Source organism: Aneurinibacillus danicus (assembly GCF_007991215.1).
GTDB lineage: Bacteria > Bacillota > Bacilli > Aneurinibacillales > Aneurinibacillaceae > Aneurinibacillus > Aneurinibacillus danicus.
Genome location: NZ_BJXX01000248.1, coordinates 1 through 2,488, shown reverse-complemented (window position 1 = coordinate 2,488; position 2,488 = coordinate 1). Strand labels below are relative to the sequence as shown.

Below are 2,488 nucleotides of genomic sequence, written 5' to 3'. Positions count from 1 at the left end.
CCTTGTCCAAAGCCGAGAACACTCATGACTGAAGTCACGAGTGTTCTCGGCTAATCTATAAACGTCCCCACGACAAAAAATATTGACACTCCCTTTGCTCTGGTGTCAGCTTCGCTGGTACAGGGCTATTTCTTTCCAAACTGGGCGAGCCTCGCACGGGCATCGGCGAAATCCCCCAGACTCGAATAGCCGTATAGCGCCTCCAGCCTCAGTCCGTCGTCCAGTGGGCGTCCGATCAGTTCAAGGATGGTCTCCTTGGCGGATCGAACGGCATTGCGGCTGTTGCACCGTATCATGTGCGCCGTTTCCTCGGCGGCCTGCATCAGTTCTTCCGACGGCACGATGCGGGTGACCAGTCTTAGCGCGAGCGCCTCCTGGGCCGAGACCTCCCGCCCTGTCAGGGTGAGATCAAGGGCTACGCCAATCCCGGCCACCGCCACCAGGCGGACCAGGCCGCCATCGCCCTGGTGCAGGCCATAGCGTACCTCGAAGACACCGAATTTGGCCTTTTCGGAAGCGATGCGGATATCACAGGCCAGAGCGATTTCCAGGCCGGCGCCGACGGCATAGCCGTTGATCGCGGCAATGATGGGCTTGTAGAGACGGTGCTGCCCACGAGTCAGCCCACCGCCGAGGCCATGGGGGAAATTCTTGCGAACATCCAGCATGTTGGCCTCCTCCCACTTGGGGATAAAGGTCTTCAGATCGGCGCCGGCGCAAAAGGCCCGCCCGCTGCCGGTGAGAATGGCCACATCTACGGCATCATCAGCGGCGAAATCCCGCCACACTTTCTCCAGTTCCGCGTTAGTGGCCTCGTCAATGGCATTCATCGCCTCGGGGCGGTTGAGGGTGACATAGGCCACGCCATCGCGTTTTTCATAAAGAACATTGCTCATATGGATGTACCTCCTGACGCCCCCTACCAGGGGATATCAACGTATTTGTCCGGCTTGACCTTGGCGATGGCAAGGGTGGCATGGGCGACAGTCTTGCCGTTCATACTGCAATGTCCACGGAAGACGCCGATCCCGGGGGATAAGCGCCGCGCCTCCAGCCGTAAGGTGAGATCTCCCCTGGCGGGATATGTAATTTTTATTTTACAAGGAATATTTTCTCATATTTTTATATATTTTTTAAATATTTATTTTTTTAAAATTTTATTATATTTTTGATATTTTTTCTAAAAGGAAGCTATTTATGTATGGGGTAGAGCCAGCAAAACGCGGATTTACCACGTAAGCAAATTCAAGCAAAAAAATAGCTGTTTTTCACCACGTTAAGAGGCGTAACCGGCTTTTTTATGCTTTGTCCAGAGGGTATAGTGATTTAATTAATAGGCCCACTACCAGCGTAGCTGACACCACTAGCAAACGATATAGACATGGACTAAAGTTTTAACATAGCGATTTTTTGGCGATATGTTACCTTGATGGGTGTAAGGGGCGACCTCTCAAAGGAATTTTTGGTCTATTTCGGGCAGTCACATTTTTTTGGTTAAATTTTAAGTTTACTTAAATATTTAGCTTTCTTTATAATATAATTAGAAGAAGCATGGAAAAGGTGATAAAAATGAGCGATGTTACTGCTTTATATTATGCGATTAAAGAAAAATCAGATGCAATCACGACGTTGCTTTTACAGGAGATTAGAGAAATGCTGGGAGAGGAATATCAAGAATTGACGCAAAAGCAGGTGATGCTGTTAGATTTATTGAAGCATCGAAGCTTGACAGTAAATGAAATTGCTGAGGCTTTTTCAATAACAGCAAGTGCTGCCAGTCAGCTTATTAAAAAGCTGGAAGAAAAAAAATACGTTCGGCGTAACATTAATGAAGGGAATCGTCGCGAAATTATTGTCAGCCTAGATGAAACAGGCAAAGCGTATAACGAAAAAGTAGATGAAGTGGAATTGCGCTTAATGAATAAATATTACGGTAAACTGAATAGAGATGACTTGGTGAAGCTGAAAGAAATTACTGATAAGTTATATGAAATCATTATAAAGGAACACCACTCATAATACTTCTCCCAACTGAGAAGTATGCTTAATATTTAAGTTCACTTAATAATTAAGTTTATTTAACAATATATGAAGGGAAGATACCTGTATGAATGAAAAGCAAAAACCGAACTACAGCTTATTTATTCTTGCTTCGACTTTAATAATTGGTTTTATGTATTTGTTCATTCAAAAACAGCCCGGTCTTTTAGAAAATGTATCCGTTTTATTTGCAGTTGTTATGGTTTTTCCGTTATGTTTAGCGACTGTCTATTACTTTACCATTGGCAGAATAAAAAGATCGCTGAAAACATTCCCCGGAATTGCTGTCACTGGGTTATTTATTCTTTACTGGCTAATGCCGTTTAATCTTCGGGAGCAGTATATTTTGTTAAAATATACCTTTTTCGTAATTGAAGGTTTCTTTATATTACTAGAGTTATTGATTTTCATTTATTTATTAAAAAACATCGGAACATTTATCCGTGTA

2 protein-coding genes and 1 pseudogene are annotated in these 2,488 nt (G+C 44.2%); 2 read left to right on the top strand and 1 reads right to left on the bottom strand.

Going from position 1 to position 2,488, the window contains the following annotated elements; all coding sequences use genetic code 11:
* Window positions 1-125: 125 nt before the first annotated feature.
* Window positions 126-896, bottom strand: a complete 771-nt coding sequence (locus tag ADA01nite_RS21520) for an enoyl-CoA hydratase/isomerase family protein (RefSeq protein WP_146812475.1) — start codon at window positions 894-896, stop codon at window positions 126-128.
* 673 nt (window positions 897-1,569) lie between these two features.
* Between ADA01nite_RS21520 and ADA01nite_RS21515 the strand changes: the two genes are divergently transcribed.
* Both ADA01nite_RS21515 and ADA01nite_RS21510 read left to right on the top strand, forming a co-directional pair.
* A complete protein-coding gene (locus ADA01nite_RS21515; RefSeq protein ID WP_146812474.1) occupies window positions 1,570-2,019 on the top strand; it encodes a MarR family winged helix-turn-helix transcriptional regulator in 450 nt (149 codons plus the stop codon).
* An 88-nt stretch (window positions 2,020-2,107) separates the two neighbouring features.
* A pseudogene (locus ADA01nite_RS21510) lies at window positions 2,108-2,488 on the top strand (hypothetical protein); the annotation flags it as partial.

What these genes read in the sequence shown, in the direction of transcription:
- ADA01nite_RS21520 (WP_146812475.1), bottom strand. Translation starts at nt 896, where the DNA reads ATGAGCAATGTTCTTTATGAAAAACGCGATGGCGTGGCCTATGTCACC.
- ADA01nite_RS21515 (WP_146812474.1), top strand. Translation starts at nt 1,570, where the DNA reads ATGAGCGATGTTACTGCTTTATATTATGCGATTAAAGAAAAATCAGAT.